Genomic DNA, 25356 nt, shown 5'->3' on the forward strand with positions numbered 1-25356 from the left:
ATGGCCAAAAAATTCACAAACACACACAAGACACATCCCTTTGTGTCACACGAACTGCGTGTTTCGCGTCCACTGTACGGTCACCACCCAACCCACCCGTGACCAGCCCATAACCACATACGACCACACACGATGTGACCCCAAAAATGTTTGGCGGTGGCTCTAGCGGTGGGGAAACGCCCGGTCCCATTCCGAACCCGGAAGCTAAGCCCACCAGCGCCGATGGTACTGCACTCGCGAGGGTGTGGGAGAGTAGGACACCGCCGCCATACACACCCCCGTGCAGGGCCCGAGACACCAGTCCCGGGCCCTCCACACATTCAGCGACAAGGACGTCGTCGGTTTGAATACTGGCGTACACGGATTTCCTGGTCGTGTCCGCTTGCAGTCCTTTGGTTACGGGTCCCGGCTCGTCTACGTCCACTGCCTAGTTGGCGGTTCGCTGAGGGTGTCAGACTCGGCCGCGATACCTGCGACAACGTTTGACCAGCCAGTTGTCTTGTTCTGTGACGGTGCCAGCCCTCGTTGGATACAACGCATGAAAAGCGTCTTCCATGTGCACATTCGGCTGCGAAGGAACGAGCATCGCGTAGTGGGTGTGCTGTTCGGTTTGAGTGGCATCGATCTCATCTGCCACTGTCGTTGATCCGCCGCGCGTGTGGGCCGACGACGTTGTAACCTCGCCCTCGTACTCCACTGTGCTGGCCCGATGAGGTGGTAGCTGCCATGTCCCTGATCTTGGTGTCTTGTGTGCGCCCTGGTGGTGTGTTGAGTGAACAAGCGGAAGTCTCTTACAACGGCAACGCTGCGAGGTGGGAATCTGGTGTCGACATGTGGCATGAGGGGACTAAATGCGCTAACCGTGACCGGCTGGCACATATGTTCATGGGAATTTCACAAAAAAGTTGGTGATTTCGACGTCAAGTGTGTAAACTTTTGCTTCAGCGAGCCCAGGGTCGGGCACGCTGAGATGGAATTCGGAGCGGCGAACTGCTGCGCTGAGAGCTAACTAGACGGCCAGCTCGATTTGATTCCGGCCTCCCCAGTGGAAAGGCGTTCAATGACGAACACAACTGCATCACACGATGGCTACTTGATGGGTATTGACTTCGGTACAGAGAGCGTGCGCGTCGCGCTTTATGACACGAAGGGCACCCCCATCACGTTCGCTGCCACACCGTACAAGACGACGCACCCCCGGCCGGGCTGGGCGGAGCAGCACCCCGACGAGTGGCTTGCCTGCCTCACGGCATCCTGCCACAAGGTGCTCGACAAGTCGGGCGTGAGCCCGTCAAAGATTCTCGGCATTTCGTACGACGCGACGACGATGACCGTCGTGGCTCTCGACGAGAACGGCACGGCACTGCGTCCGGCCATCATGTGGATGGACGTGCGCGCAACAGAGCAGGCCGGCCGCATTGCTGACATCGACACCGTCGCCAAGCTCTACAACGGCAACGGCACCGCCCCCGCATCTGCCGAGTGGTACCCGTTCAAGACCGCCTGGCTCAAGGAAAACGAGCGCGAGACCTACGACAAGGCGTTCCGCATTGTCGACGCGACCGACTGGCTCACGTACACGCTGACCGGCGAGTGGTCGATCTCGATTAACACCGCTGCGCACCGCATGTACTACAACCGTGACAAGGGCGGCTGGCCGGTCGATCTGTACGAGCACCTCGGCATTGGCGACGTGTTCGGCAAGCTTCCGGAGAACGTCCTCGACCTCGGTACCCCGATCGGCACGCTGTCTCCGCGCATGGCAAACACGCTCGGCCTTGTGGCCGGCATTCCGGTTGCTCAGGGCGCCGCTGACGCATGGGCCGGCCAGATCGGTCTCGGTGTTGTCAACGCTGGCAAGCTCGCCCTCATCACCGGCTCCTCTCACGTCATCACCGGCCAGTCTGCTGAGCCGATCCACGGCGCTGGCTTCTTCGGCTCCTACACGGACGGCGTGGTCCCCGGCCAGTACACGGTCGAGGGTGGTCAGGTGTCAACCGGCTCGGTCATGAAGTGGTTCAAGGACAAGTTCACACCGGACCTGGTCGCAGCTGCGGATCGTGCTGGCCTCAGCATCTACGACGTGCTCAACATGAAGTCGGCGGACATCCCCCCGGGTTCCGAGGGCCTCATCGTTAACGAGTACTTCCAGGGCAACCGTACTCCGTACGTTGATGGCAAGGCCCGTGGAGCCATCTACGGTCTTTCCCTGTCGCACGGCCCGGAGCACCTGTACAAGGCGATCGAGGAGGGCATCTGCTACGGCACTGCTCACAACCTCAAGGTCATGCGCGACCAGGGCTTCGAGCCGCAGGAGATCGTCGCAGCGGGCGGCGCAACCCGCGGCCGTAGCTTCATGCAGATGCACTCGGATGTGACCGGTGTCCCGATCACGCTGACCGAGGTTGGCGATGCGGTGGCACTCGGCTCGTCGATGATGGCAGCTGTCGGCGCTGGCATTTACGCCAACCTGCAGGAAGCAGCTGACAACATGGTCAAGGTGCGCGAGACCATCGAGCCGCGGATGGACGTCCACGAGCAGTACCAGTTCTACCTGGAGCGCTACATGGAACTCTTCCCCAAGGTTCGTGACTCGATCCACGCGCTTGTCGACCACGAGGCTGCAAAGTAATTTCCGTCTTTCTATGTGATGCGGCCCCCTGCGATGCAGGGGGCCGCTCTCGTGCGACCGCCCGCGTTTCCGCCCCGCGCATAACGAATACGACCAAAGTCAGAGGTTGCAGATCCGTGAAACCTACCCGCCATGCCGAGATCTAGGTCTCGACGAGCCTGCCTTCGTCATGTCGCGGTGGTTGAAACTACACATGTCCACAGCGCGATGGTTCCGCCAGATGAACTAGTCTTGTCTGTATTGCGTGCCGTATGGGCCGCCCTTTGAGAACTGAATGAGTGGAGATCTCCCATGTCCAACAGCTTTGATGACGAATCAGGTGACCGCCGTTCCTCGTGGCAGTCAGCATCCGACAGGCGCCGGGGATCCCATACTGGCGACGGCTCGCAGGGCCGTGGCGGCCAAGGCGACCGGCGCTCACAGGAACGAACGGGGGACCGCCGCGATCACCGTAGCGGCGGTAAGGATCGAACAGATGGCCGCGGGGAGCGTCGCTTTGACGACCGTGGTGATCGTGACGGGCGCCGTTTCGAGGATCGGGGCGACAGCAGGACTGGGCAGCGTGGTGAACGTTCGTTCGATCGGGACGATCGTGGCGGCCGTGGGGAGCGCCGCTACGACGATCGCGGTGGTCGTAGGTTCGATGACCGTGGTGATCGCGGTGGCCGTAAGTTTGATGACCGTGGTGGCCGCCGGTTCGACGATCGTGGCGGCCGTGGTGACCGCTCGTTCGATCGGGACGATCGGGGCGGGCGCAGGTTTGATGATCGCCGTGATTCCCGTGGCGGTAAGGATCGTTTTGACGATCGTGGCGGCCGTGGTGACCGCTCGTTCGATCGGGACGATCGTGGCGCTCGGCGCTTTGATGATCGTGGCGATGGCAGGACTGGGCAGCGTGGTGAGCGTTCGTTCGATCGGGACGATCGTGGTGGTCGTAAGTTTGATGACCGTGGAGGCCGCCGGTTCGACGATCGTGGCGGCCGTGGTGACCGCTCGTTCGATCGGGACGATCGGGGCGGGCGCAGGTTTGATGATCGCCGTGATTCTCGTGGCGGTAAGGATCGTTTTGACGATCGTGGGGGGCGTCGCTTTGACGATCGGGGTGATCGTGGCGCTCGGCGGTTTGATGATCGTGGCGATGGCAGGACTGGGCAGCGTGGTGAGCGTTCGTTCGATCGGGATGATCGTGGTGGTCGTAGGTTTGATGACCGTGGTGGCCGCCGCTTTGACGACCGTGGTGATCGTGGCGGTCGGCGGTTTGATGATCGTGGCGATGGCAGGACTGGGCAGCGTGGTGAGCGTTCGTTCGATCGGGATGATCGTGGTGGTCGTAAGTTTGATGACCGTGGCGGGCGCCGGTTCGATGATCGTGGTGGTCGCGGCGAGCGTCGCTTTGATGACCGTGGTGGCCGCCGGTTCGACGATCGTGGTGATCGTGGCGGTCGACGGTTTGATGATCGGGACGGGCGTCGGCGCTTTGACGATCGCAGCGGACGCGGTTCTGATGGCAGGGGCGGCTCCGGGGACCGCCAGCATGCCCCGAGGGCTGGCGCGGGACGCGCGGACCAGGTCCCAGAACCTTATGTCCCGGACGAAATCACTGCAGAGGATCTGAGCAGGGAGGCGCGTCGTCACCTCTTGTCGCTGAATAAGGACAACGCCGATCGTGTTGCCCGGCAGTTGGTCATGGCGGGCTCGCTCATGGATGACAACCCCGAGCTCGCCTACGAGCATGCGAAGGCAGCGTACCGTCGCGCTGCTCGTATTGATATTGTGCGCGAGGCGTTAGGTCTGACGGCATACGCCAACGAAAAGTACGGCGAAGCTTTGCGAGAGCTCCGGACTTACCGTCGCATGTCAGGCGACATCTCCCACGCATACCTCGAGGCTGATTGTGAGCGCGGTATGGGTAAGCCGGAGCGCGCCATCAAATACCTCGAGGACATCAATATTCAGGAGCTTGAGCCATCCGCACAGATTGAGCTCGCACTCGTCATCTCCGGAGCGTATGCCGACCTCGACCAGTCCGAGCTCGGATTGAAACTCATCGAGTCTCTCAAGGTCGACACCTTCTCTGACGAGATGAGAGTCCCCGTCGAGCTCGTCCGTGTTGAGCGTCTCAAGGAGCTCGGTCGAGCGGACGAGGCGGCAGAGATCGAAGCGAAGTGGGCGCCATTCTGGGAGTCGGAGACCATCGAGGTATACGACGAGCCGGTTCCCGCCGAAGATACCGATGACACAGACCCAGAGTTCTTCGACAATGAGTGGGAGGACGAGGACGATCTCGAGCAACTCGAGAGCCCGCAGACCGAAGAAGAGCTCGAGGATGACATCGACGTGCTGAAGGACGGCGAGAGTGATCGGTTCGCCGATTTGCGCCGGCCGACACAAGTCAGCGTCGAAGACGGCACGTCTGATGATGAGGTCTTGTCCGATGTGGAAGATGACGCGATGAATGAGGAGGACAACATGGAACGATCCAATGGGTTGAACGCAGACGGTCAGGATCGCGATATCCACGACTTGGAGACGGTTGGGGAGGACGACCTCGACGAGGTCCGAGCGGGATACGCTTCTCCATACGACGCCGATGGCGATCCCGAGGTCGACCCCGATGATTTCATTGACGATGCGGAGCCGGACGACTTCGTCGACCAGGGTGACCTGCCGGTGAACCTTGACGACGAGGCGGCTGGGCATGGCGTGGCCGCGCCGATGGATGCAGATATCACAGCGCTCGACACCGGCGAGCGTGATCCTGAGCTTGAGGCGGAGCTTGACAGGGTCGATGACGAAGTCGGTGCGAAGATCGAAGAGGACGAGGAGGACCGTTGAGCTTGAAGTCGTCAGCTACACCCCTGTCGGAGGCATACGACGTCTCAATCTATGACCTCGATGGGGTGTGCTACCGCGGAAACGAACCTGTTGCCGGTGCGGCTGAATCGATCGTTGAAGCGCGGGGCAGGGGACAGCTTGCCGTTTATCTGACGAACAACGCTGCCCGCACTCCGCACGCTATCGGTGAGCATCTTCGCTCGCTCAACATTCCCGCCGAAGACTCCGAGGTTTACACCGCCGCGATGGCGGCCGCGGAGCTCGCCGCGGAAGAGATTCCGGCTGGCTCCAAGGTGTTTGTCATTGGCGGGGAGGGTCTCGTCGAGGCGTTGACTGACAAGGGATTCACCCCCGTCAACTCAGCCGACGAAGATCCGGCCGCTGTGGTCCAGGGTTTTCACCCGAGTGTGGGTTGGGAGCTCATGTCTGAGGGCGCGCTGGCAATCAACAGAGGCGCGGTCTTCATCGCCTCCAATCTCGACGCGACACTGCCACAGGAGCGCGGGTTCATGCTCGGCAATGGCGCGCTGGTCAAGGCCGTGGAGCATGCGACAGGCGTCGTGCCTCTCGCAACCGGCAAGCCTCTGCCCAAAGTGTTCGAACAGGCCGCGCTGAGTGCCTCCGCAACGCGGCCCCTTGCCGTCGGCGACCGACTCAACACCGACATTCGCGGCGCGGTCGCGGCAGGAGTCGACTCGCTCCACGTCCTCACTGGTGTGAGCGATGAGCGCGACGTCGCCCTCGCCGTTCCCGAGGAGAGACCGACGTACCTCGCGAAAACGCTCGTCGGACTTAACGAAACCCACGAGGCTCCGGCCTTCGAGGGGCGGCGGGCTGTGCTCGGAGATGAATGGGCCGAGGTCACCGGCGGGGTCCTCACCGCATCTCACCCTCTGTCCGACGCGTCGCTCGACTTGTACCGCTGCGTTGTTGCAGCCTGCTGGGCTGCGGCCGATGCGGGGACGAGCCGTGACGCGCTTTCGGACCAGATCACTGACCTCGTCGTCGTCTGATTCCATGGACGCGACACCGGGACGCGATCTCGAAGCGATCGTTGAGGACCTTATGCCAGAGGAGCCGGAGGACAGCTCGAGTCTCGAGGCTGCTGCGGGCCGGTTCGACCAGATCGCTCGAGAGCTCTCAGAGGCGTTGAGCAGGGCTCAGGGCTAGTGGGCAGGCTGAGGCGGATTGACGCGGAGCTTGTGCGACGCGGGCTGGCCGAATCACGGGACGACGCAAAGCGGTTGATTGAGAGCGGCCGCGTGTTGCTCGACGGTGCGGCGGTGACGAAGCCAGCCCGTCAGGTCGACCCGGCGCAGGCAATCGTCGTTGACGACGCCGACCTTGACAGGTACGCCTCCCGCGGGGCCTATAAGCTCGCAGGTGTGCTCGACCTACTTGGTGAGCGTGCCCCTCACATCGAGGGGCGGCGCATACTCGATGCCGGGGCGAGCACGGGTGGTTTCACCGACGTGCTCCTGCGGCGAGGGGCTGCCGAGGTCCTCGCCGTCGACGTCGGATATGGGTTGCTCGCTTGGCGACTACGAGAAGACCCGCGCGTCACGGTCATGGAGCGGATGAACGTGCGCGAACTGACCCCAGAAGACGTGGCTCCCGCTCCGGACATGGCGGTGGGAGATCTGTCTTTCATTTCTCTCACGCTCGTGCTTCCAGCGCTCGTGGCAGCCTGCAAACAAGACGCCGACTTTCTCCTCATGGTCAAGCCCCAGTTTGAGATCGGCAGAAGCAGGCTGGGCCACGGCGGCGTCGTTCGGAACCTTGATCACCATGTCGAGACGGTGCTGAAGGTAGCGGAGTGCGCAATCGGCCTCGGCCTTGATATCGCAGATGTCGCGGCGTCCCCGCTACCGGGTCCAGCCGGGAACGTAGAGTACTTCCTGTCGATGAGACGAGGCCACCCGGACCCGCAGCTCGACCTTCAGACTGCGGTCCACAGCGCCGTGATGAACGGCCCAGCGCCAGCGCTTTTCGGTAGAGTCACGTCGAAGGAGGGATGATGACGCGCGAAATCTATCTCGTAACCCACAGATATCGACCCGATGCTCAGCACTCGGCAGCCAGTATCGAAGCGGAGCTGACCCGGCACGGCTTCGATGTTCGCAGAAGCGGCCCGCTCGGCGACGCTCAGATCGTCGTCGTCCTCGGCGGTGACGGCACGATCCTATCTGCGACGGAGTTGACCCGGGGCACTGAGATCCCCATTGTCGGTATCAACTATGGCCACGTCGGATTTCTTGCTGAAGTCGAACCGGAGGGTCTTTCCCGCGTTGTCGAACAGATCACTGAGCGGCAGTGGACGTTAGACCGAAGGATGACGATGGACATCGACGTCACCCTTTCCGACGGGACGCGTGCGAGCTCGTGGACTCTCAACGAGGCTGCGCTCGACAAGCACGGCAACCCGATGATCGACGTGAGTCTCGGTGTCGATGGCAGGGGAGTGTCGTCGTTCTCCTGCGACTCGGTTCTCATGTCGACCCCAACAGGATCGACCGCCTATTCCTTCTCAGCTGGCGGACCCGTCGTGTGGCCTGACGTTGAAGCTATGCTCCTTGTCCCCATTGCCGCCCATGCTCTTTTCACACGACCTCTCGTCGTTGGCCCAGGTTCCCAGCTGGAGGTCGCGTTGCACTCGGCGGGTGCTGTCCTCGTATGCGATGGGAGACGGAACCTGCCGGTGGACGCTGGGAGTCTTATCTCGGCCCGTAAGTCTGACTATCCCGTGTACCTTGCGCGCCTCAATGACACACCGTTTTCTGGTCGTCTCGTTAAGAAGTTCGGCCTGCCCGTGCGAGGGTGGAGAGATCGGGGTCGGCAGTGATCGCCGAGGTTCGCATCGAGAACCTCGGCGTCATCGAAGAGGCTGCCATCTCCTTCGCGCCGAATCTCACGGCCATCACCGGAGAAACCGGGGCAGGTAAAACAATGCTCCTGACGTCCCTCGGATTGCTCCTCGGCGCTCAAGCAGATGCGAGCAAGGTGCGCCGCGGAGCCGACCGGGTCCTCGTGGAAGGCATCTTCGATGTCCCCAGTGGCAGTGATGTCGTGAGGGAGGCGACCGACACAGGGGCCGAGCTGGATACGGAGAACGGCAGAACAGAAATCCCCGTCGCACGTCAGGTTCCTCAGGAAGGGCGCTCGCGGTGTTTTCTTGGCGGGCGTAGCGTGCCACGCTCTGTGCTCGACAGTATCGGCGGGCGTCTCGTCACGATCCATGGCCAGTCCGAGCAGATGAGGCTCCGCACCGCAGCGGCCCAGCTTCAGGCCCTTGACAGTGCCGGTGGAACGGCGACGAAAACCGCGCTCGAAGCCTATAGCACGGCGTGGCGTGCGTACCGGACGGCACTGGCGGAGATGGAGCAGTTCCGCGCCGACGCGAGGGACATGGCGTCGCGCAGACTTGCGTTGACCGCGCTCGTCGATGCTGTTGACGAGGTTGAGCCCGAGAAGGGCGAAGAAGATGACCTGAAGTTACGAATCGAACGGCTCGATTCGATCGAAGAGACCCGCAGCGGTCTCCGCAGCGCATTGGGCGCCCTCTCTGGCGACGGGGAGATGGTGATGGGCGCTGCCGATCTTCTTGGACGGGCGGCGGTTGGCTTGGCTGGGCTCAAGGAGCCCGGTGCGGCCGAGGCGAGCGCTCGAGCCGCGGTCGCTGAGGCCGAGGCGAGGGATCTCATCTCCGCGGTCGGGACGATGCTGGCTGGGCTTGAGACCGACGAGGATCTGAACGCGCTCCACGCCCGCAGAGCCCAGCTACGGTCGCTCTCGAGGAAGCTCGGGATGGACATCGACAACGCAATCGACGAGGCGCAACGCGCGCGAACCATGCTCGCCGCCTTCGACGATCCCCAGGCCCGGGCGGCCGAACTGGAAGCTGCAGTCGAGCAGACAACAGCCGAAGTCGAGCAACGCGCGAACGCCCTCCACGAGGCGCGCACCATCGCTGCCAGCACCCTGGCGAACGAAGTCAACGGAGAGCTCGCTCAGCTTGCGCTTGGCCGCGCAGAAATCTCCATCGATGTTGAGAAGGTCGAGCCGAAGGGGGACGGTGCAGACAGGGTAACGTTCATGTTCCGACCAGACCCCCACGCCACATCCGTTCCGCTATCGACGTCAGCGTCGGGTGGCGAGCTGTCCCGCATCATGCTCGCCATCGAGCTTGTTCTGTCGAGGTCTGCCCCCGACGTGCCACCGACCTTTGTTTTTGACGAAATCGATGCCGGCGTGGGCGGGGAAGCGGCGAAGGCCATCGGTGCCCGTCTTGCCGCACTGGCCGAGCATGCCCAGGTGATTGTTGTCACCCACCTCGCCCAGGTTGCCTCGTGGGCGGACCGGCAGATCGTTGTCGTTCGCGGCGAGACCGCGACAGAAGTGCGTTCTGTCGCGGATTCGGACCGGGTGACAGAGCTTGCACGGATGCTATCGGGCTCTGCCGACCTCGACTCTGCACGTCGACATGCCGCTGATCTCCTTTCGCAGTCGACCGTGGGACGATAGAGACGTGACCTGGAAGTTCCGCCGTCGACCCGCCCCCGCCGAACCTGATGTTCTCGGCGGCCATGTGCGCATCGATTCGCGCACGAAGAACCTGACGAAACGGCTGGCGGCTGGTGACGTCGCCGTCATCGACCATGAGGATCTTGACCGCGTGTCGGCCGAGGCACTCGTCGCATGCCAGCCCGTTGTCGTTCTCAACGCCGCGAAATCGACGTCCGGGCGCTATCCAAACATGGGGCCGGGGATTTTGCTCGACGCAGGCATCCCCCTCATCGATGACCTCGGTTCGCAAATTATGGACGTCCGCGAGGGGGACGCAGTCCGGGTCGATGGGTCCGGCGCAGTCTATCGGGGCGACGACCTCATCGCCGAAGGCGAATGGCAAACGCAGGAACTGAACGCGGAAAAGATGGAGGCCGCGCGGGCAGGGATATCGGTGCAACTGTCGGCCTTCGCTCACAACACGATGTCCTACCTCGAGCGGGAGCAGGACCTCATCCTCAACTCCGTCGGAATCCCGTCCGTCCGCACGGATTTTGACGGTCGCCAGGTGCTCATCGTTGTCCGCGGATACCACTACAAGGATGACCTGCAGTCGTTGCGCTCCTACATTCGCGACTACCGGCCCGTTCTTGTCGGAGTCGACGGGGGAGCGGATGCGATACTCGAGCTCGGAATGCGGCCCGATGTCATCGTCGGCGACATGGACTCCGTTTCGGATGGGGCACTCAACTCAGGTGCGGAAGTCATTGTCCACGCGTACCGCGACGGCCGCGCCCCCGGGGTTAAGAGAGTTGAAGAGCTCGGAGTGCCCTACATCGTGTTCCCCATGACGGGAACGAGTGAGGATGCTGCCATGATCCTCGCAGACTCAAAAGGTGCCCAGCTCATTGTCGCTGTCGGCACCCATTCCTCTCTCATCGAATTCCTCGACAAGGGACGCGAAGGCATGGCGTCGACGTTCCTCACCCGGCTCAAAGTGGGGGGCCGCCTCATCGACGCAAAAGGCGCGTCCCAGCTCTATCAGTCCCGCATCTCCACCTGGCAGCTCCTTGCTCTCGTCATCGCGGGCGTTCTCGCTATGGCGGCAGCCCTGACGACCACCGACGTCGGACAAACCGCGCTCGGGCTCACGCAGGCCTGGTTCTTCGACATCGGGAACTGGTTCGCAAACCTGTTCCGCTGAGTGAAAGCACATCATGGTTGATTTCCGTTACCACCTCGTCTCCCTCATCGCTGTCTTCATGGCGCTCGCGATCGGGATCGTTCTCGGTGCCGGGCCGCTACAGAACTCCATCGGCTCCGCGCTCAACGACCAGGTCGAATCGCTACGGCAGTCGAGGGACGATGCCCGCATCGTCGCCCAAGACGCGGAAAGCCGTTCCGCGGCCTACCGGGAGGGCCTGGAATCCCTCGCCCCCGACATGGTGGCTAGCACCCTCGACGGTCAGACAGTTGTCGTCGTGACGCTACCCGGCACAGAAGATTCTGTGCGCGAGACGCAGGTCGCCACACTCACCGCCGCCGGGGCGACCGTCACGGGAACGGTTGCACTGACGGAGAATATGTTCTCGGCAGAGCGCGCCGCTTACCGCAATGCACTCGCTGGCCAGCTCGGTAGCTATGTAGAGCCCGCCGACAGTCCGCTGGGAACTCTCGCTCGCGGCCTGGACTATATCGTGACGACCGCTGCGAGCGACGCTGGCGCGGCGACGCTCGCCGAGCTCTACCAGTCAGAGGACACCGCTCTTATCGAGGTGACCGATACTCTCACCGGCCCGGCGACCGCGATCCTCGTCATTGGCCCGGCTGAGGAGGAGGTCGTCGAAGAAACGGAGCCGCCGGACGATACGAACATGGCGAACACAATCGAAGTGCTCAGCTCTCTTAAGACCCCGATGGTGTTGACGGCAAAGGGTGGGGAGGGGACCCTGCTTGAGGCAATACGAGATGGCGGGCTTCCCATATCAACGGTCGACTCCCCTGAGGACGCGACCGCGCTCATCAATATCCCGTTCGCCCTCACACAGGAGCTGACAGGTAGCACTGTGAACTGGGGAATCGCGCCGTCAGCCGACAGGGTTCTTGGTACCTCAGCGCCGATCGAACTCGCAGGACCAGCGCCCGGTGACGGTACATCACAGGAAGGCGACGGGACAGGCGGGGAAGACCCGACGGACGGGGCTGATCAGACGGCCGTCCCGTGACAGCACGTGCGGGTGCGACCAGTTTCCTTGTGAGCCGTATCCCGGTGCCGCGAGGACGGTTCTGGGAGCGAACGAACCATGAGGGAAAGACCGTCAGCCTCGTGGGAGGTCTTATGGCCGCCGCTGGCGCTGTCACCGGTTCCCTATGTGCCCCAGCCCCCGTCCGCAACGCGGCTCTTATCGCCGGCTCCGCTGGGGCCGTGGCAGGTTTCATCGATGACCACGGCGAGTCACGACTGCCCGCAGCGAAGGGGCTCGCTGGACATCTTAAGCTCCTCGGCGAGGGTCGGGTCTCGACCGGCGTCGTGAAGATCGCAGTCATCGGTGCCGGTGCCGGTCTAGCGGCATCTCTCCTTTCTCGCCGTCCGAGGGATGTCGCGGTCCGAGCAGTTGGTATCGCCGCCACCGCCAATCTCATCAATCTTCTCGACCTGCGCCCGGGCCGAGCGCACAAAGCCGTTGCCCTCGGATCGGCGCTTGTCACTCCCGGTGGTTCTCCGCAGCTCACTGCGGCGCTTCTTGGCGCAGTAGCGGGGACAGTGCGCGACGATCTGGCTCGAGAGACGATGCTTGGGGACCTGGGTGCGAACGCTCTGGGAGCCGTGCTCGGGACGGCTCTCACGGCTCATCCTTCACGGCTCGTTCGGACGCTTGGGGCGGGTGCGGCGGTCGGGCTTGTGCTTGTCTCCGAGAAGGTGTCGTTCTCCCGGGTTATTGACACGAACCCAGTTCTGAGAGCAATCGACGGCTGGGGCCGGTAGGTGTCGACACGATCGCTGATGGCGTCGGCTGCGGGAGCAGCGGGCGTCATCGCCATCCTCACCCTCCTGTCCCGCATCGTCGGTTTCGGCCGAACCGTCGCCGAATCGTGGGTGCTCGGCGCGACTCCTGTCGCCGATGCGTACTCGACAGCCAACAATGTTCCGAACGTTCTCTTCGAAGTCGCAGCGGGCGGAGCGCTCGCCGGCGTCGTTGTCCCTCTCCTCTCCCGTTGCATTGCACGTGGCGATAAGGATGAGGCGAACCGGACCGCGAGCGCACTGCTGACGTGGGTGCTAGCAGTCGGGCTCCCCATCGCACTCCTTGTCGTCGTGGCGGCTGAACCGATCGCGCAGGGGCTCCTGACGAGCCGTGATGAGACGGTCGTCGGCACCGCAGCGGTGCTGCTCCGTATCTTCGCGGTCCAGGTTCCTCTGTACGGGTTGTCCGTCGTGTTCAGCGGAATCCTCCAGGCGCACCACCGTTTCGTCCTCCCCGCGCTTGCCCCCATGCTGTCCTCGGTCGTCGTCATCGGTGCATTTGCTTTGTTCTGGCTGAACGGAGGGGCGGGCGAGCCGGACCCCGCGAGCGTGCCGACACGTGCCCTCATGTGGCTCGGATGGGGGACGACAGGCGGGGTTGTCGCCTTCTCTCTCCCACAGCTCATTCCGGTCCTCCGTCTCGTCTCTCTTCGTCCCACATTCCGTTTTCCCGATGGAGTGGGACGGCAGGCGCTTTCGATGACATCGGCGGGGTTCGGCGGCCTGCTTGCGCAACAGACGGCAATTGTTCTCGTCATGCTCGTTGCGAACAATATCGGTGGGGAAGGCTCGTACCCGATTTTCCGGTACGCGCTTGCGCTGTATTTCCTTCCCTACGCCATTCTTGCTGTCCCCATCGCCACAGCCCTGTTCCCCCGGATCTCGAAGCGCGCAGCCGTCCCCGGTCGGGTCGGACTGCCCGGCCTTGTCGCTGGTTCCATCCGACTCATCGTCACTGTGTCTGCGATCGGAGCCTGCGCCCTTATCGCTGTCGCACCAGCAGCGCAGGAGCTTTTCACGGTCGTGTACGACATGCCGGAGCTCGGCGACGTCGTCTCGGTCCTCGCGCTCGGTGTCGTCGGATTTTCGCTCCTCTACCACACGTCGCGGGTGCTCTATGCGGTGGACTGCCCTGGGTGGGCGCTTCGAGTGAGTCTCCTTGGCTGGGGCGTGGCCGGGCTTGGTGTGCTCGTCGCAGTGCCAGTCGCAGGTGGCCGGCAGACGACTCTTCTCATCCTCGCGGCGGCCGTGGCGGTCGGAATGACGATGGCGGGTATCGCCGGGGTCGCGGCGGTGAGGCACATGGTGGGGCCGGCCGTGACCGATGGACTACCGCGCACTGTCGTCCTCATCGTCGCCATCACGTCTGTCTCGGCGTTTTTTGGGCGCCTGGCCTGCGATTTTATCCTAGGCTTGTCGGAGGGCATTCTCCCGGCGATCGGGGGAGGGGCTGCGGGTGCAGTCGTCGCGGCCGCGGTGCCCGTCGCTGTGGCCTATCGTGCCGATCCGACGACATGGCGGGTCGGCGCCTGGTCCGACCACAAGTGAGGGTCCGCCGTGAACATCGTCCAGGTCATGCTGTCAGGGGATGGCGCCATGGCGAACCATGTCGCGCGGCTGGCCCGTCACCTGCGGCTCGCCGGACACGACGTGCTCGTTGTAGCTAATTCCGATGTCATTGCGAATCACGATGTCGGGGACGCAATCGACATCCCAGCCAGGCGTTCGGGTACACAGCTTCGTTTACTCAAGCGACTCGTCCGCAACTCGGACGTCGTTCACGCGCACGGGCGTAGCGGAGGGCTGCTCGCGGCCACCCTGCTGACCGAGCGTCATCGCCCCGCATTCGTCGTCACCTGGCATGCGAAGCCTGAAATGGGACTGCTTCTCGGTCAGTCTGCCGAGTCGTTCGGCGTCCGTCTTGCCGACGCGGTGGCGGTGACCTCACCCGACCTCATCGATCTTGTGAAGAAGGCGGGCGCGAAGCGTCCGTGGCTGTCGTTTGTGCCGAGCCCACGGGTGCCTGAACTATTGCGGACACCGCGGCTGTCGCCCGAGGAGCGGGCCGGGTTACGTCATGAGCTGTTTGCCACGTTGCCCGAGGTCGCAAGCCCTGGACATGACCTTGACCCGATGCGGCCGATCGTGCTCACCGTATCTTCCCTCATTCCTCGCAAGAATGTCCTCACCGCGCTTGAGGCGGCGACAGCGATGCGTGACGAGATCACGTGGGTGCTCGTCGGTCGCGGCGACATGTCCATCGATGACCAGTTGCGCCTGGGCGCGATTTCATCGCGAGCACCGCTCGTCCTCGCGGGTGAACGCGGGGATGTCGACCGCTGGCTCGCCGCCGCCGATGCGTTCGCGCTACCGTCCGTGTGGGAATCGCGGCCTCTCGCTGTGCAGGAGGCGATGGCAGCGGGCGTGCCTGTTGTCGCAACACGCACCGGCGGTATTCCGGAGTTACTCGATGGCGCCGGCCTCCTCTTTGAACTCGACGATGTCGCTGGCATGGTCGGCGCAGTCCGGCGCGTTCTTGACGACCCGCCCTACGCGCAGAGACTGACCGAGGTTGCGCGTGACCGCATTGGCGAACAGATGCAATACCCGGAAATCGCGCAACTGTGGGCCCGGCGTTACGAGATGCTCGTCGCCGCCCGGCAAAAAGAAGGGTAGCGACCAGCGCCATTTCCTGCGGGACAGGGCGGCGTAGACCGTGCCGCTGGACGGTAGTGTTCGATACGGACCTATCCACGAGGAGGAACAATGATTGACCGCAAGCACGCGGGCCATACCCTTCATCACCGGGAAACGATCTACGAGGGCAAAGTCTTTTCCTTCGTGTCGGACGACATCACTCTCGACGGACAGGACACGTCGATTAGGCGGGAATACATCGCCCACCCGGGTGCTGTTGCCATCGTTCCCATTCGCATGAGGGAGCGCCCAGAGGTACTCCTCGTGTCGCAATACCGTCACCCGGTCGGCGCCGTCCTATGGGAGATTCCCGCCGGTCTGCTCGACAAGGGCGGCGAAGATCCGCTGGAGGCGGCGAAGCGCGAACTTGCCGAAGAGGCGGGACTGGATGCGGCGACGTGGCATGTGCTTGTCGACCTCTTCTCCTCACCGGGCTGCTTGTCGGAAAGCCTGCGAGTCTACCTGGCTCGCGATGTCCGAGAGACAGACCTTGTCTATGAAAGGACGGAAGAGGAGGCCGATATGAAGCACGCATGGGTGCCGCTTGAGGAGGCGGTGCGGCTTGTTCATGCCGGATCCATCCACAACGCCACGACGATCACCGGCATTCTCTCAACGGCGTCGGTGCTGGCCGGGCACGGTGCGGTCCGTAACCCCGAGGCTCACTGGATGCGGTGACATGTCCGCACGGCGCGAGCTCCCAGCAAGCATCACACGCTGAGCGGCGTGTCAGGCGCGGGAATGAGCTCGCCCGATGGAGTAGCTTGAAACCTCACGTCTGCATTCGCGCGAGCATCCCAGCGGAGGAGGAGCTCCTGCTCCTGACGAGCCCACTCATCCCAGTGCTCACTCCAGTCGTAGGGGTCGCGCGATGCAACGCGGGTGGCCCGCAGCTTCTCGTCGGCGTCGATCCAGATCGACAAGTGTGAGCGGATCTGCCCCGCCCCGCATCCGACAACGATGATGACGGGGCGTGGCTTAAGAAGGATCGGCGGCTCTTCGGACTCCGTCCACCAGTTCCACGTCCGTGTCTCGACCGGACCGTCCCGCAGTCCCGCTACCACCCCCGCGACGCGGTCGACAGCACCAGCCAGATCGGTCCAGCCGTGTGCCCACAGCTCCACTTCGAGAAGAAGGCTGTGAAGGCCGGCTGCGTGAAGCTCGCGCGAGAGCGCCTCACCAAGAAATGTTTTGCCCGCGCCCGACAGCCCGTCGATCGTCACGACCGCGGGCCGGGGCAGTTCCGCGATGCGGTTGGTGAGAATCCTCGTCACGCGTATAGCCTAACCTTGACCAAACAGAAGGAGCGAAGATGGGTGTTGCACTGCGGGTTATCCCCTGCCTCGATGTTTCAGGCGGGCGAGTGGTCAAGGGTGTTCATTTCGAGAACCTCACGGATGCTGGAGACCCGGTCGAACTCGCCGGGCGCTACGGTACAGAGGGCGCCGACGAGCTGACGTTCCTCGACGTCTCCGCCTCTGTCGAGGACCGCGGAACGATGGTCGACGTTGTGACCCGGACAGCCGAGCAGGTCTTCATTCCCCTCACCGTCGGCGGCGGAGTCCGCAGCGTCGATGATGTCGCTCGACTCCTGTCAGCCGGAGCGGACAAGATCTCCGTCAACACGGCGGCGCTCACCCGGCCCGAACTCCTCACCGAAATCGCGTCCGAGTTTGGCAGCCAGGTTCTTGTCCTGTCCGTCGACGCACGGAGATCTACTGCCGCGCACGCGAGCTCCGGATATGAGGTAACAACCCACGGCGGCCGCCGCTCCGCAGGTGTCGACGCGCTCGAGTGGATCAAGGATGGTATCGACCGGGGAGTTGGTGAAATCCTCCTCAACTCGATGGACCATGACGGCACAACCAAGGGCTTCGATCTTGAGATGACGAGCGCGGCGCGCGAGATCTGCAGTGTTCCGCTCATCGCCTCCGGCGGGGCAGGGACCGTCGACGACTTCATCAACGTTGCACACATCGGCGTTGACGCCGTTCTCGCCGCATCGGTCTTCCACTTCGGAACGCTGACGATCGGGCAGGTCAAAGAGGGCCTCCGGGGCGCAGGGATTACCGTCCGATGAAATTTAACGAGCAGGGTCTCATTCCCGCCATCATCCAAGACCATGACGGCGGCAGGGTTCTCATGCTGGGATGGATGGATGAGGAGGCGCTCCACCGAACCCGGACGACTGGGCGTGTCTGGTTTTGGTCTCGCTCCCGTCGCGAATACTGGCGCAAGGGCGACACCTCCGGTCATCGCCAATACGTGCGTGACATCGAGGTCGACTGCGACGAGGACACACTCCTCATTCAGGTCGAGCAGGTTGGCGCCGCCTGCCACACTGGCACGAGATCCTGCTTTGATGGACGGACGCTCGAGGCGGTGACCGACCATGACGACTGACGACATCGAGCCCGGAACTATCCCGTGGGGCGACATCTTCCCGACCCGGGACCAGTTCCTTCGGCTCGCCCGGACCCGCCGCGTCGTTCCCGTCGCCGTCAAACTCCTCCTCGATGACACGTCGCCGACGAGCATCTACCGTCGCCTGGCGGATGGTCGGCCGGGGTCCTTCATCCTCGAATCCGCCGAACAGAACTACTGGTCGAACTGGTCCTTTGTCGGAGTCTCCTCATCCGCCACGCTCACGGCCCGAGACGGAACTGCGACATGGACGGGCGACGTCCCCGCCGGGCTACGGCGAGAAGGGCCCGCAACAGAGCTTCTCCGAAGCGCACTCGACACCCTCTCGTCAGAGCCGCTACCCGGAATGCCGCCGCTCACCGGCGGGCTTGTCGGAGTCCTCGGCTGGGACCTCCTCTACGACTGGGAACCCACCCTGCGCAGGGCGGCACCCACAGAACACAGCACACCCGATGCCGCCATGTGCTTGACCGAAGAACTCGTCGCCATCGACCACAGAACCGGCGTCGTCTGGCTCATCGCCAACGCTGTCAACAGGGACGGCCGCCCCGAAGGCGCCGAAGCCGCGTACGAACGTGCACGCACGAAGGTCGAGCAGATGACGGAAGCGATGAGCGTACCGCAGCCCGCCCGTGCGCTCGCGGTCGGCGATGACGCGGCCGCTACGCCGCGGATGAGGGTGACATCGGAGCAATTCCAGGAAGCGGTCCGGCTGGCTCAGCGGCACATCGTCGCCGGGGACGTCTTCCAGGTTGTCCTCTCTCAACGGGCCGATATCAGCTTCAATGGGGACCCAATCGACGTTTATCTCGTTCTCCGGTCGATCAACCCATCGCCCTACATGTACTGCTTCAACCTCAGTGACGGGGACAGGAGCTTCTCTGTTGTCGGCTCGAGCCCGGAAACGCTCGTCTCCGTTCGCGACGGCCTGGTGACGACGTTCCCAATCGCCGGCTCCCGTCCTCGAGGCGCGACAGTAGCCGAGGATCGAGAGCTCGCGGATGAGCTTCTCAAGGATCCGAAGGAGATATCTGAACATGTCATGCTCGTCGATCTCGCCCGGAACGACCTCGCCAAGGTCTCCAAACCCGGGACGGTCGACGTCGGCTCTTTCATGGATATCGCTCGCTTCTCCCACATCATGCACATCACCTCGACCGTGACAGGCGAGTTGCGTGACGACGTCGGTGCGGTCGACGCGCTGGCGGCGACGTTCCCCGCAGGCACCCTGTCGGGTGCACCGAAAGCGCGGGCGATCGAGATCATCGACGCGCTTGAACCCGCTCGGCGCGGAATCTACGGGGGAGTGGCAGGCTACTTCGATTTTGCTGGCAATGCTGATCTCGCGATTGCCATCCGAACGGCGATCATCTCCGACGGAACCGCATCGGTTCAGTCAGGTGCAGGGATCGTCGCCGACTCTGTGCCCGAGACCGAGGACATCGAGACGCGGAACAAGGCCGCCGCGGCGATACGTGCGGTTCAGATTGCGCAGCTCCTCATCTCACCGGAGGAGTCGAAGGGGGACATCTCCCGAGAACCGCGTTAAGCTGTCCCCAGGAAAACGACGAAGGAGCACCATTGTCTACCCCCGAACTCGAAAAGTACCGTCTGCCCGAGGCGAGGCCCTTTGACAATCACGGCCGCACCGTGGCGGGGTGGACATGGGCGATCGGCGTTTGCATCGCCGCTCTTGTCATCGGCTTCGGTCTCGTCTTCTCAACCATCCTCATCTGGATCGGTGTTGCCCTTATCGCCGTTATCACCGCGGTTAGCCTCGCCCTGCGCGCGGCTGGCAAGGGGCAGCCCAACAGGCTCACCCACACCGCCAAGCGTGGTGCCTGGTACAACGAGTGAACCGAGGCACTGACGGGGCGCCTCGGCGCCCCTTTTTTTAGCGAAAGGCAGTCATGACAGTTCTTGACGACATCATCGTCGGTGTCCGCGAAGATCTCGCCATGCGCGAGGCGGACGTGCCGCTGGAACAGATGATCGAGCACGCGACGATGCGTGACCCGGCCATCGATCCGGTGCCGGCGCTCGTCGGTCCCGGAATCTCCATTATCTCCGAGGTCAAGCGATCCAGCCCATCGAAGGGCGTGCTCGCCGATATCCCGGAGCCGGGAGCTCTCGCGATCGAATACCAGGCCGGCGGTGCGGCCGCTATTTCGGTCCTCACGGAGAAACGCCGGTTCGGCGGGTCACTCGCCGACCTTGACAGGGTGCGGGAGAAGGTGGCGATCCCCGTGCTTCGCAAGGACTTCGTTGTCACCGAATATCAGATCTACGAGGCCCGCGCCCACGGCGCCGATCTCGTCCTCCTCATTGTCGCTGCCCTGACAGATGCGGAACTCGCAAGGTTCCTCACGGTAACCCGCGAGCTCGGCATGAGGGCTCTGGTTGAAGTTCACGACGAGGAGGAGGCGCGACGGGCTGCCGAGACCGGTGCAGAGATTATTGGCGTTAATGCCCGCAACCTCAAAACTCTTGACGTCGACATGTCGGTGTTCGAGCGGCTCGTGGGCCTGCTCCCGGACGCGGCCATCAAGGTGGCGGAGTCCGGAGTCTCCGGCCCGCAGGACGTGCTCGCCTACTGGCGGGCTGGGGCCGATGCCGTGCTGACGGGAGAAGCCCTCGTGAAGTCGGGAGAACCGCGCCAGGCGGTTGAGCAGATGATAAAGATTGTGAGTGAAGCATGAACCTGACCGGCCCCTACTTTGGAGAGTTTGGTGGGCGCTACATCCCCGAGGCTCTCATCGCGGCGCTTGACGACCTTAGCGACGGCTGGGAGAAGCTCAAGATCGACCCCGCCTTTAAGGAAGAGTTGGCAGAGCTCAACAGGACGTACTCCGGCAGGCCGTCAATCATCACGGAAGTACCGAGATTCTCGGAGCACTGTGGCGGTGCGCGCATCATCCTCAAGCGAGAAGACCTCAACCACACCGGCTCTCACAAGATCAACAATGTCCTTGGGCAAGCTCTCCTCACACGTAGCCTCGGCAAGACGCGGGTTATCGCCGAGACCGGCGCTGGGCAGCACGGAGTCGCAACCGCGACAGCCGCAGCCCTGCTCGGCCTGGACTGCACAATCTACATGGGTGCTGAGGATATTCGCCGGCAGGCCCTCAACGTCGCCCGAATGAGGTTGCTCGGCGCCGAGGTCGTGTCAGTCCGCCAGGGCTCGAACACTCTGAAGGATGCGATCAACGAGGCCTTCCGTGAATGGGTCGCCACTGTCGATACGACGAACTACATCTTTGGCACTGCCGCCGGCCCCCATCCCTTCCCGGCACTCGTTCGCGATTTGCAGCGGATCATCGGCGATGAGGCACGCGAACAGGTTCTCGCGCTCACCGGAACTCTCCCCGACTGGGTCCTCGCCTGCGTCGGTGGGGGCTCGAACGCAATCGGTATGTTCACCGCCTTCCTCGACGACGAGGACGTCAAGCTTGTCGGCCTGGAGGCGGCCGGATACGGCATTGAATCGGGCAGGCACGCCGCGCCGATTACGGTCGGTGAAGTCGGCATCCTTCACGGTTCGAAGACGTATTTGCTCCAAGATGAGGACGGGCAGACACTCGAATCCCATTCGATCTCGGCCGGCCTCGACTACCCCGGGGTTGGCCCCGAGCATGCTCACCTCGCCGCCGTCGGTCGTGTCGAATATCGGCCCGTGACAGACGCCGAGGCGATGGAAGCGTTCGCTCTCCTGTCCCGGACTGAAGGCATCATCCCCGCAATCGAATCCGCCCACGCACTTGCTGGTGCGATGACGATTGGGCAGGAGAACCCGGATTCGACGATTCTCGTCAATCTGTCCGGCCGGGGTGACAAGGACGTCGAGACAGCCGCCGAGTGGTTCGGGCTCGACGGCTCTGCAACGCGAGAGGTGTACTGATGGGTGCTGCTGAAAAAATCGACGCTGCGAAAGCGAAGGGCGGGGCCGCCTTCGTCGCCTACCTGCCAGCCGGATATCCGGATGCTCAGGCGAGCGCGGATGCGGCGGTTGCCGTTGTCGAGTCTGGTGCCGACATCATCGAGCTCGGGTTCCCCTACTCCGATCCGGGTATGGACGGCTCACTCATCCAGGCCGCGACTCACGAGGCCCTGTCGAAGGGGTTCAAGATGAAGGACCTGTTTGGCATTGTCGAACAGGTCGCAGCGACCGGCGCGGCCGTCGAGGTCATGACCTACATCAACCCGATCTTCCGCTACGGATTCGATGACTTCGCTCGCGACTTCAAGAACGCCGGGGGAGCCGGGCTCATCACGCCCGACCTCATCCCGGACGAGGCTGGGCCCTGGATTGAAGCCGCCGACACGTACGACCTCGACAAGATTTTCCTCGTTGCCCCGTCGTCCCGTCCCGAGCGGCTCAAGCTCGTGGCCGACAGCTGCCGCGGGTTCGTCTACGCCGCGTCGACAATGGGCGTGACCGGAGCGCGTGTCTCGGTTGATGACAGAGCGCGCAAGCTCGTCGAGGACACTCGCGCGCACGGCGCTGAGCGCATCTGTGTCGGTCTCGGAGTCTCGACCGGGAAGCAGGCCGCCGAGATCGCTGAGTACGCGGACGGCGTCATTGTCGGCTCCGCCCTTATCGAAGCGCTACGCGATGACCCGTCGCTGAAGACATTGCGAGCGCTCGCCTCCGACATCGCCGCCGGCGCCCACGGCGAGGGGTGACCGCCAATGCCCCTGTCGATACCGTCCCCGTCTGAGAGCGTCTGGATGATCGGTCCGGTTCCGTTGCGTGCGTACGCCATCGCGATCATCATCGGCATCGTCATCGCCTGGTGGCTGCTCGAGCGCCGCTACCGCGCAAAGGGCGGTCCCGAGGATGTCTCTCTCGACATCGCCGTGTGGATGATTGCCTTCGGCATTGTCGGCGCCCGCATCTACCACGTCATCACGACTCCGGGGCCGTACTTCGGCGAGAACGGTGATCTGACAAAGATCATCCGGATCTGGGAGGGGGGCCTCGGCATCTGGGGCGCTATTTCCCTTGGTGCAGTCGGTGCGTGGATCGGCCTGCGCAGACGGGGATTGCGCATTGCGCCGTTCGCTGATGCGCTCGCTCCCGGCCTTCTTATCGCCCAGGCGGTTGGCCGGCTCGGCAACTACTTCAATCAGGAACTGTACGGCAGACCAACCGACCTGCCGTGGGCCCTTGAGATTGACCCGGAGAACATCGTTGGCGGATATCCGCCGGGGACGACCTTTCATCCGACGTTCCTCTACGAGGCGTTGTGGTGCCTCGCCGGTGCTGTCCTTCTCGTCGCACTCGAGAGACGGTTCAAACTCCGTGGCGGGCAGGCGTTCTGGCTGTACGTCATGATTTACACCGCAGGTCGTGCATGGATCGAGAACCTCCGCATCGACGAGGCCCAGATCGTCCTTGGCCTGCGCCTCAATGTGTGGACTGCGATCGCCATGTTCGTCGTTGCCACCGCGTTCTTTGTCTGGCGAACGAGTATTGTCCGCCGCAGCGACTACACCGACGAGATCTACCTCGACGGTCAAAGCCCCGAGCACGAGAAGGCCGGGACTGCGCCGGAGACGGTGGAGGCTACCGGTGAGGACCGGCGGGCATCCACAGAGGAGGATGACTCCGACACCGCCTGATCTCCTCAGGTGCTTCCTCTCATCCCCGCGCACGTTCGTGCGCGGGGATGACGTTGTTCTGGGAGGAGGGGCGAGAGGGATTGATGATGGCGCTGGCGAGCGGGCGTGTGTCGCGATTAATCACGACCGCAGAGCAATCGGCGTCCGATGTTCGGTAATGTGGTCTACATGCGAAGAGCCAAAATTGTCTGCACCATAGGTCCCGCCACATCGAGCCGTGAGAAAGTGCGCGAGCTGGTCGACGCCGGCATGAACGTCGCACGCATCAACGCCTCACATGGCACCCACGACGATCACGAACAGACGTACACCAACGTCCGCGCGGCCGCGGACGAGACAGGCAAGGCCGTCGCTGTCCTCGTCGACCTCCAGGGCCCCAAGATCCGGCTGGGCAATTTCGCGGATGGCTCTGTCGTCCTCCGCAAGGGCGATATCTTCACGATTACGACCGAGGACATCCTCGGCGATAAGGAGGTGGTGTCGACGACGTTCAAGGGGCTTCCTGGTGACTGCGAGCCGGGCGATGACATCCTCATTGACGACGGCAAGATTCTCGTCACGGTGAAAGAGGTGACAGGGCCCCGTGTTGTCACCGAGGTCGTCGTCGGCGGTCCGGTCTCCAACCACAAGGGCGTCAACCTTCCCGGTGTCGCTGTCTCGGTGCCCGCGCTGTCCGAGAAGGACAAGATCGACCTCGAGTGGGCTCTCAAACTCGGTGCAGATCTCATCGCGCTCTCGTTTGTCCGCTCTGCAGATGACATTAACGACGTCTACGAGATCATGGACAAGGTAGGCCGAAAGGTCCCTGTCATCGCAAAGATCGAGAAGCCGCAGGCCGTTGAGAACCTCGAAGATATCGTCAGCGTCTTCGACGGGATCATGGTTGCCCGCGGTGACCTCGGTGTCGAGTTGCCGCTCGAGCAGGTCCCGACGGTGCAGAAGGCGGCGATTGATCTGGCGCGTCGCAAGTCGAAGCCGGCAATTGTCGCCACCCAGGTTCTTGAGTCGATGATCACGAATCCGCGCCCCACGCGGGCGGAAACCTCGGACTGTGCGAACGCCATCCTTGACGGCGCTGACGCGGTCATGCTGTCGGGCGAGACCTCGGTCGGGCAGTACCCGATCGAATGCGTTGAAGTCATGGACAGCATCATCACGTACACCGAACAGCATGGCCTCGACAAGGTCGTGCCGCTTCAGGGGCTGCGTGGCAACCGCAACGGTGTCATCACTCGCGCGGCGCTCGACATCGCCGAGGCTCTCGACTGCCGTTTCGCGGTGACATTCACCACCTCGGGCCTGACAGCGCGACGGCTCTCCCGGCTTCGTTCACCAATTCCGAACCTTGTCTTCACACCGTTCGAGTCAACCCGAAACGCTCTGGCACTGTCCTGGGGCGTCGAGGCGATGATCGTCCCCGAGGTCAAGCACACGGACGACATGGTCAACCAGGTCGATCACATCCTGCGCGAGCGGAAGATGGCGGACACCGGCGAACGCGTTGTCATCGTCTCTGGCATGCCCCCTGGCACCGTCGGTTCGACGAACACGATCCGCGTCCACAAGATTGGCGAAACCATTCCCGACCGCCCGCTCGTCTTCGAAGAGGAGTAAGATA

24 protein-coding genes and 1 rRNA gene are annotated in these 25356 nt (G+C 63.1%); 24 read left to right on the top strand and 1 reads right to left on the bottom strand.

All coding sequences use genetic code 11. From position 1 onward, the window contains the following. Positions 1-152: 152 nt before the first annotated feature. The 15 genes from rrf (at position 153) to H7E91_RS09325 (ending at position 16370) form a co-directional block, all read left to right on the top strand. Positions 153-269, top strand: a 5S ribosomal RNA gene (rrf, locus tag H7E91_RS09255). A gap of 791 nt (positions 270-1060) precedes the next feature. Next, positions 1061-2632 (top strand): FGGY-family carbohydrate kinase, encoded by a 1572-nt coding sequence (locus H7E91_RS09260; RefSeq protein WP_182354819.1) that lies wholly within the window; start codon positions 1061-1063, stop codon positions 2630-2632. 307 nt (positions 2633-2939) lie between these two features. Further along, positions 2940-4247, top strand: coding sequence for a hypothetical protein (locus H7E91_RS09265; RefSeq protein ID WP_182354820.1), 1308 nt, complete (start codon positions 2940-2942; stop codon positions 4245-4247). Positions 4248-4270: 23 nt separating this feature from the next. After that, a complete protein-coding gene (locus tag H7E91_RS09270; RefSeq protein ID WP_182354821.1) occupies positions 4271-5467 on the top strand; it encodes a hypothetical protein in 1197 nt (398 codons plus the stop codon). A gap of 2 nt (positions 5468-5469) precedes the next feature. Continuing rightward, on the top strand, positions 5470-6480 hold the full coding sequence (locus tag H7E91_RS09275; protein ID WP_182354822.1) for an HAD-IIA family hydrolase: 1011 nt from the start codon (positions 5470-5472) through the stop codon (positions 6478-6480). Positions 6481-6484: 4 nt separating this feature from the next. Next, on the top strand, positions 6485-6637 hold the full coding sequence (locus H7E91_RS09280) for a hypothetical protein (RefSeq protein WP_182354823.1): 153 nt from the start codon (positions 6485-6487) through the stop codon (positions 6635-6637). Beyond that, positions 6637-7485 carry a TlyA family rRNA (cytidine-2'-O)-methyltransferase gene (locus H7E91_RS09285; RefSeq protein ID WP_182354824.1) on the top strand — a complete coding sequence of 283 codons (849 nt, stop codon included), beginning with the start codon at positions 6637-6639 and terminating at the stop codon, positions 7483-7485. Before H7E91_RS09280 ends, H7E91_RS09285 begins: the two co-directional genes overlap by 1 nt. Next, positions 7485-8309, top strand: coding sequence for an NAD kinase (locus H7E91_RS09290; RefSeq protein WP_182354825.1), 825 nt, complete (start codon positions 7485-7487; stop codon positions 8307-8309). Before H7E91_RS09285 ends, H7E91_RS09290 begins: the two co-directional genes overlap by 1 nt. Continuing rightward, positions 8306-9988, top strand: a complete 1683-nt coding sequence (gene recN, locus H7E91_RS09295; RefSeq protein WP_182354826.1) for a DNA repair protein RecN — start codon at positions 8306-8308, stop codon at positions 9986-9988. The genes H7E91_RS09290 and recN overlap by 4 nt, the downstream gene beginning before the upstream one ends. A 4-nt stretch (positions 9989-9992) precedes the next feature. Continuing rightward, on the top strand, positions 9993-11174 hold the full coding sequence (gene steA, locus H7E91_RS09300) for a putative cytokinetic ring protein SteA (protein ID WP_338401784.1): 1182 nt from the start codon (positions 9993-9995) through the stop codon (positions 11172-11174). A gap of 13 nt (positions 11175-11187) precedes the next feature. Further along, positions 11188-12195 (top strand): copper transporter, encoded by a 1008-nt coding sequence (locus H7E91_RS09305; protein ID WP_182354828.1) that lies wholly within the window; start codon positions 11188-11190, stop codon positions 12193-12195. A 29-nt stretch (positions 12196-12224) separates the two neighbouring features. Beyond that, the gene (locus H7E91_RS09310; protein ID WP_182354829.1) at positions 12225-12956 is read left to right on the top strand and encodes a hypothetical protein; all 732 of its coding nucleotides are present in this window, start codon (positions 12225-12227) and stop codon (positions 12954-12956) included. Next, positions 12957-14543 (top strand): lipid II flippase MurJ, encoded by a 1587-nt coding sequence (gene murJ / locus H7E91_RS09315; RefSeq protein WP_182354830.1) that lies wholly within the window; start codon positions 12957-12959, stop codon positions 14541-14543. 9 nt (positions 14544-14552) lie between these two features. Next, positions 14553-15671 carry a glycosyltransferase gene (locus H7E91_RS09320; RefSeq protein ID WP_182354831.1) on the top strand — a complete coding sequence of 373 codons (1119 nt, stop codon included), beginning with the start codon at positions 14553-14555 and terminating at the stop codon, positions 15669-15671. A 90-nt stretch (positions 15672-15761) separates the two neighbouring features. After that, on the top strand, positions 15762-16370 hold the full coding sequence (locus H7E91_RS09325; protein ID WP_182354832.1) for an NUDIX domain-containing protein: 609 nt from the start codon (positions 15762-15764) through the stop codon (positions 16368-16370). Between the two features lie 32 nt (positions 16371-16402). On the opposite strand, the gene H7E91_RS09330 is transcribed toward H7E91_RS09325, so the two are convergent. After that, positions 16403-16966 carry a nucleoside/nucleotide kinase family protein gene (locus H7E91_RS09330; protein ID WP_182354833.1) on the bottom strand — a complete coding sequence of 188 codons (564 nt, stop codon included), beginning with the start codon at positions 16964-16966 and terminating at the stop codon, positions 16403-16405. A gap of 38 nt (positions 16967-17004) precedes the next feature. On the opposite strand from H7E91_RS09330, the gene hisF reads away from it, so the two are divergent. The 9 genes from hisF to pyk all read left to right on the top strand — a co-directional run bounded on the left by hisF (position 17005) and on the right by pyk (position 25352). After that, positions 17005-17772, top strand: coding sequence for an imidazole glycerol phosphate synthase subunit HisF (gene hisF / locus H7E91_RS09335; RefSeq protein WP_182354834.1), 768 nt, complete (start codon positions 17005-17007; stop codon positions 17770-17772). After that, a complete protein-coding gene (gene hisI / locus H7E91_RS09340) occupies positions 17769-18095 on the top strand; it encodes a phosphoribosyl-AMP cyclohydrolase (protein ID WP_182354835.1) in 327 nt (108 codons plus the stop codon). The genes hisF and hisI overlap by 4 nt, the downstream gene beginning before the upstream one ends. Beyond that, entirely contained in the window at positions 18085-19665 is a 1581-nt protein-coding gene (locus H7E91_RS09345) for a chorismate-binding protein (protein WP_182354836.1), read from the top strand. The genes hisI and H7E91_RS09345 overlap by 11 nt, the downstream gene beginning before the upstream one ends. A gap of 32 nt (positions 19666-19697) precedes the next feature. Beyond that, entirely contained in the window at positions 19698-19973 is a 276-nt protein-coding gene (locus H7E91_RS09350) for a hypothetical protein (protein WP_182354837.1), read from the top strand. 53 nt (positions 19974-20026) lie between these two features. After that, entirely contained in the window at positions 20027-20815 is a 789-nt protein-coding gene (trpC, locus tag H7E91_RS09355; RefSeq protein ID WP_182354838.1) for an indole-3-glycerol phosphate synthase TrpC, read from the top strand. Then, positions 20812-22014, top strand: coding sequence for a tryptophan synthase subunit beta (trpB, locus tag H7E91_RS09360; protein ID WP_182354839.1), 1203 nt, complete (start codon positions 20812-20814; stop codon positions 22012-22014). The genes trpC and trpB overlap by 4 nt, the downstream gene beginning before the upstream one ends. Then, positions 22014-22799, top strand: a complete 786-nt coding sequence (gene trpA, locus H7E91_RS09365; protein WP_182354840.1) for a tryptophan synthase subunit alpha — start codon at positions 22014-22016, stop codon at positions 22797-22799. Before trpB ends, trpA begins: the two co-directional genes overlap by 1 nt. A gap of 6 nt (positions 22800-22805) precedes the next feature. Then, positions 22806-23738, top strand: a complete 933-nt coding sequence (lgt, locus tag H7E91_RS09370) for a prolipoprotein diacylglyceryl transferase (RefSeq protein ID WP_182354841.1) — start codon at positions 22806-22808, stop codon at positions 23736-23738. A gap of 168 nt (positions 23739-23906) precedes the next feature. After that, complete coding sequence (pyk, locus tag H7E91_RS09375) at positions 23907-25352, top strand: pyruvate kinase (protein ID WP_182354842.1); 1446 nt, start codon at positions 23907-23909, stop codon at positions 25350-25352. The last annotated feature ends 4 nt before the right edge of the window (positions 25353-25356 follow it).

It is taken from the genome of Flaviflexus huanghaiensis (assembly GCF_014118685.1).
Classification (GTDB): domain Bacteria; phylum Actinomycetota; class Actinomycetes; order Actinomycetales; family Actinomycetaceae; genus Flaviflexus; species Flaviflexus huanghaiensis.